This window comes from Streptomyces sp. W16, from assembly GCF_033194735.1.
Lineage (GTDB): Bacteria > Actinomycetota > Actinomycetes > Streptomycetales > Streptomycetaceae > Streptomyces.
The window spans coordinates 1-5,033 of sequence record NZ_JAWOAI010000626.1 but is presented as its reverse complement, the minus strand read 5'-3'; the positions used below and the strand labels follow the sequence as shown (position 1 = coordinate 5,033).

Here is a 5,033-nt window from a genome sequence, read left to right as displayed (position 1 = left end):
GGGGTCTCCGTGCTGCCCCACGACGATCTCGCGCCCGGCGGCCTCCCCGGACGCCTCGTCCCCGGCGCGCACGAGCACGACGGGCCGTACGGCGTCGGCGATCACCTGCTGTCCGACGGAACCGAGCAGGAAGCCGACGACGGGCCCGTGCCCGCGTGAGCCGAGCACCAGCAGTTCGGAGTCGGCAGCGGCGGCGGTCAGGGTGTCGACGGGGTCGCCCTCCAGGACGTCGGTGGTCACGTCCAGGTCCGGGTGCCGTTCGGCGAGGCTCCGGGCGGCCTCGGCCGCGGCGTCGCGCACCCAGCGGTCCTGGGTGTCCCGGTCCCCGGTGTCGAGAGCCTGGTGCGACTCGTACCGCCAGACATGCACCACACGCAGCGCCAGCCCCCGCCGTACGGCCTCCCGGCCCGCCCAGGCGAGTGCGGCGAGACTCTCCGCCGATCCGTCGACCCCTGCCGTGATCGGGCGTGTCATGCGGTGGCCTCCCTGTGGTGCGGTCACATCCGTCGGACCCAGTCTTCACCACACTGCCGCCATGACGGCGAGGAGCCGGCCGCTTCGTGCCGATGAACGGAACAGGGGGCGACAGCCCACACGCGGCGAGTCACACTCCACGCGTCCCGAACGACTCACGTGGGGGAAACATGACCAATGTCCGAAGGCACGCGAGGCACACGAGATTACTGCTGGCCACCCTGGCGGCCCTGGTGATCAGTTGTTGGGGCATCGTCGACGCCCAGGCCGCCGACGCCCCGTCGTCGGCCGGTCTGGCCGCTCCGGCGGTGGCCGGCTCGTATTTCAAGGTGGTCAATCGGTCCAGCGGCAAGTGCATGGACATCAGGCAGGAGGACCGCCCGTTGGGGGCCCACGTCCAGCAGTACGACTGCACCGGAACGGACAACCAGTTGTGGACGGCGGTCCCCACCGGTGACGGCTACTACTTCCTGGTGAGCAAGCAGAGCGGCCTGTGCATGGCCCAGTTCGCCGGCGTCCTCTGGATGCTCAACTGCAACGGCGTGACCACTCAGCAGTGGAGCGCGGTGGCCGCGGGATTCGAGTGGAACGAGCTGCACCATCGCGCCAGCGGTCTGTGCGCGTACGCGACCGGCACGGGCAACCTCGCGCTGGAAGAGCTGACGCCCTGCTCCGCCGGCTCGTTCAGCCAGCACTGGCAGTTCGTCACCGTGTGACGAGGTGAGCCGCGCCGCACTCCCGGCGCCGCCGCGGCCCCGGTATCGGGTGTACCGGAGCGAAGCGGGGCGATCGAACATACGATGGTCGGGAGCCGGCGCGGTGACAACGGCGCCGCCGTGCCGGAAGCCGACCACTCGGGGTGGGAGACGTATGGCACAGGCCGCCGAATCCGCGCGGACCGTCATCATGACCGTGGACGACGATCCGGGAGTCTCCCGTGCCGTCGCCCGTGACCTGCGGCGGCGCTACGGCGAGTCGTACCGGATCGTGCGCGCGGAGTCCGGCGAGTCCGCGCTCGAAGCGCTGCGCGAGCTGAAGCTGCGCGGGGATCTCGTGGCCGTGATCCTGGCCGACTACCGCATGCCGCAGATGAACGGCATCGAGTTCCTGGAGCAGGCCCTCGATGTCTATCCCGGCGCGCGTCGGGTGCTGCTGACCGCTTACGCGGACACGGACGCGGCGATCGACGCGATCAACGTCGTGGACCTCGACCACTATCTGCTGAAGCCCTGGGACCCGCCCGAGGAGAAGCTCTATCCGGTCCTGGACGACCTCCTGGAGGCGTGGCGGAACAGCGACTACCGGCCCGTGCCCGCCACGAAGGTGGTCGGGCACCGCTGGTCGGCGCGCTCCTCGGACGTGCGGGAGTTCCTGGCCCGCAACCAGGTGCCGTACCGCTGGTACTCGGCGGACAGCCCGGAGGGGCTGCGGCTGCTGTCGGCCGCCGGGCAGGACGGGCAGCGGCTGCCGCTCGTCATCACGGCCGACGGTTCGGTGCTGGTCGAGCCGGAGGCGCCCGAGCTGGCCGCCGAGGTGGGGCTCGCGACCACGCCCACGGCCGACTTCTACGACCTCGTCGTCATCGGCGGCGGACCGGCCGGGCTCGGCGCGGCCGTGTACGGGGCCTCGGAAGGGCTGCGGACCGTCCTCGTGGAGCGGTCGGCGACCGGTGGGCAGGCCGGGCAGAGTTCGCGGATCGAGAACTACCTGGGCTTCCCGGACGGTGTGTCCGGGGCCCAACTGACCGACCGGGCGCGGCGGCAGGCCGCGAAGTTCGGCGCCGAGATCCTGACCGCGCGCGAGGTCACGGGTCTTGAGGCCAGCGGCTCGGCGCGGGTCGTACGGTTCGCGGACGGCTCGGCGGTCGCCGCGCACGCCGTGATCCTGGCGACCGGTGTGTCGTACCGGCAGCTGGAGGCGCCCGGCACACCCGATCTGACGGGCTGCGGGGTCTACTACGGCTCGGCGCTGACCGAGGCCGCCTCCTGCCAGGGGCACGACGTGTACATCGTCGGCGGCGCCAACTCGGCGGGACAGGCGGCGATGTACCTCGCCCGGGGCGCCAAGTCGGTGACGCTGCTGGTGCGCGGTCCTTCGCTGACCGCGTCGATGTCGTACTACCTGATCCAGCAGATCAACGAGGCGGAGAACATCTCCGTGCGCACCGGCACGGTCGTCGACGCGGCGCACGGCTCCGACCACCTGGAGCAGCTCACCCTGCGCGACACCGAGAGCGGGAACACCGAACTCGTCGACGCGCAGTGGATGTTCGTGTTCATCGGCGCGGCCCCGCTGACCGACTGGCTGGACGGCGCGGTACTGCGCGACGAGCGCGGGTTCATCCTGTCCGGGCCCGACCTCACCGCGGACGGAAAGCCGCCCGCGAGCTGGGAGTTGGACCGGCCGCCGTACCACCTGGAGACCAACATTCCCGGCGTGTTCGTGGCGGGCGACGCACGCGCCGAGTCCGCGAAACGCGTCGCGTCCGCCGTCGGAGAGGGAGCCATGGCCGTGATGCTCGTCCACCGCTACCTGGAGCAGTCATGAGCGGGCAGGTGCTGCCCTGCAGCCCGCAGGAGATCGGCACGCTGTTCCTGTTCGAGAAGCTGACGCCGGAGCAGCTCGGCAGGCTGTGCTGCGACGGTCAGGTCGAGCAGTTCGAGGCCGGGCCCGTCTACACCGAGGGCGACCCCGCCACCTGCTTCTACGTCATGATCGAGGGCACCGTGGTGCTGTCGCGCCGCGTCGGCGAGGACGACGTGGAGGTCGCACGCACCTCGCAGCGCGGCGTGTACACGGGCGCGATGCAGGCCTACATCGGGGACCGGGTGCAGCAGGTGTACCTCAACTCGATGCGGGTGACGGAGACGACACGGTTCTTCGTGCTGCCCGCCGAGACCTTCGCGGCCATCATGAGCGAGTGGTTCCCGATGGCGGTCCACCTGCTGGAGGGGCTCTTCTTCGGCCAGAAGAGCAGCCAGTTGGCGATCAGCCAGCGTGAACGGCTGCTGGCGCTCGGCTCGTTGTCGGCCGGGCTCACGCACGAACTCAACAACCCCGCCGCCGCTGCCGTCCGGGCCACCTCGACGCTGCGGGAGCGGGTGGCGAAGATGCGGCACAAGCTGCGCGTCATCTCCTCCGGGCCGTACTCGCGGGAGGACCTCGCCAACCTCATCGACATCCAGGAGCGCACGGCCGAACGGGTCGCCAAGGCACAGACGTTGAGCCCGCTGGAGGCCTCGGACCGCGAGGACCAGCTCACGGACTGGCTCGACGACCACGGCGTCACGGAGTCCTGGCAGATCGCGCCGACGTTCGTGCAGGCCGGTCTCGACGTCGAGTGGCTCGACCAGGTCGCGGCGGCCGTGGACGAGGAGATCCTGCCGGGAGCGATCGGCTGGCTCAACTACACGGTCGAGACAGAGCTGTTGATGACGGAGATCGAGGACTCCACGACCCGCATCTCCAACCTCGTCGGCGCCGCCAAGCAGTACTCGCAGCTGGACCGTGCCCCGTACCAGGTGGCCGATGTGCACGAACTCCTCGACAGCACACTGCTGATGCTCGGCGGCAAGGTCGGCGACCGGATCAAGGTCGTGAAGGAGTACGACCGTACGCTCCCGAAGATCCCGGCCTACCCGGCCGAGCTCAACCAGGTGTGGACGAACCTGATCGACAACGCGGTGTCCGCCATGAACAGCGCGGGCGGGGAAGGCACGTTGACGGTGCGGACGGCGCTGGTGCGCGATCAGCTGATGGTGGAGTTCCGTGACACGGGACCGGGTGTGCCGCAGGAGATCCGCAGCCGTATCTTCGATCCGTTCTTCACCACCAAGCCGGTGGGCGAGGGCACGGGCCTCGGTCTGGACATCTCCTGGCGGATCGTCGTGAACAAGCACCACGGCACGCTCCAGGTGGAGTCGGTGCCGGGCGACACCCGCTTCCAGGTCCTGCTTCCCCTCACCGCCACGGACAACGAGACGCCCGAGGAGTCCGCATGAACGACATCACCGGAATCGACCCCAGCGTCCCGCCGAGCGGCGCCGGCTGCGTGGAGTGCGACGCGGCCCAGGGCTGGTGGTTCCACCTCCGGCGGTGTGCGCAGTGCGGTCACATCGGCTGTTGCGACGACTCCCCCGCCAAGCACGCCACGGCCCACTACCAGTCCACGGGACACCCGTTCATCCAGAGCTACGAGCCGGGCGAGGACTGGTTCTGGAACTTCAGCACCTCCGAGCTGTACGACTCCGGTCCCGAGCTCACCGCCCCGGTGAGCCACCCGAAGGACCAGCCGGTGCCGGGTCCGGCGGGACGCGTTCCGGCCAACTGGGCCGAGACACTGCGCTGAACCGGCCCGCCGGGCGGGCACCGTCTCCCGCCCGGTGGCCAGGTGCGTTGTCGGTGGCGCGTGCCAGGATGGGGACGTGTCGCAATCCGTAGCAGCAGCGCCGCTCATCGGCCGGGACGAGGAAGTCGCCCGCCTCGCCGGTGTGCTGGAGCGTGCCCGCGCGGGCACGGCCGGGGCGGTGCTGATCGCCGGGGACGCGGGCGTCGGCAAG

The 5,033-nt window shown here is 70.4% G+C and carries 6 protein-coding genes; 5 read left to right on the top strand and 1 reads right to left on the bottom strand.

Features of this window, described 5'->3' with window-relative positions:
- The coding region (locus R6V09_RS45585) for a universal stress protein (RefSeq protein ID WP_317887362.1) at positions 1-474 on the bottom strand (474 nt) is incomplete at its 3' end.
- Between the two features lie 170 nt (positions 475-644).
- Here R6V09_RS45585 and R6V09_RS45580 point away from each other — a divergent pair.
- From R6V09_RS45580 to R6V09_RS45560, 5 genes are all read left to right on the top strand, one after another.
- On the top strand, positions 645-1,190 hold the full coding sequence (locus tag R6V09_RS45580; RefSeq protein ID WP_317887361.1) for an RICIN domain-containing protein: 546 nt from the start codon (positions 645-647) through the stop codon (positions 1,188-1,190).
- 154 nt (positions 1,191-1,344) lie between these two features.
- The gene (locus R6V09_RS45575; protein WP_317887360.1) at positions 1,345-3,021 is read left to right on the top strand and encodes an FAD-dependent oxidoreductase; all 1,677 of its coding nucleotides are present in this window, start codon (positions 1,345-1,347) and stop codon (positions 3,019-3,021) included.
- Positions 3,018-4,475, top strand: a complete 1,458-nt coding sequence (locus R6V09_RS45570) for an ATP-binding protein (protein WP_262060471.1) — start codon at positions 3,018-3,020, stop codon at positions 4,473-4,475. The genes R6V09_RS45575 and R6V09_RS45570 overlap by 4 nt, the downstream gene beginning before the upstream one ends.
- Positions 4,472-4,822 carry a UBP-type zinc finger domain-containing protein gene (locus R6V09_RS45565; RefSeq protein ID WP_317887359.1) on the top strand — a complete coding sequence of 117 codons (351 nt, stop codon included), beginning with the start codon at positions 4,472-4,474 and terminating at the stop codon, positions 4,820-4,822. The genes R6V09_RS45570 and R6V09_RS45565 overlap by 4 nt, the downstream gene beginning before the upstream one ends.
- A gap of 76 nt (positions 4,823-4,898) precedes the next feature.
- A partial coding sequence (locus tag R6V09_RS45560) for an ATP-binding protein (protein ID WP_442810266.1) occupies positions 4,899-5,033 on the top strand: 135 nt, incomplete at its 3' end.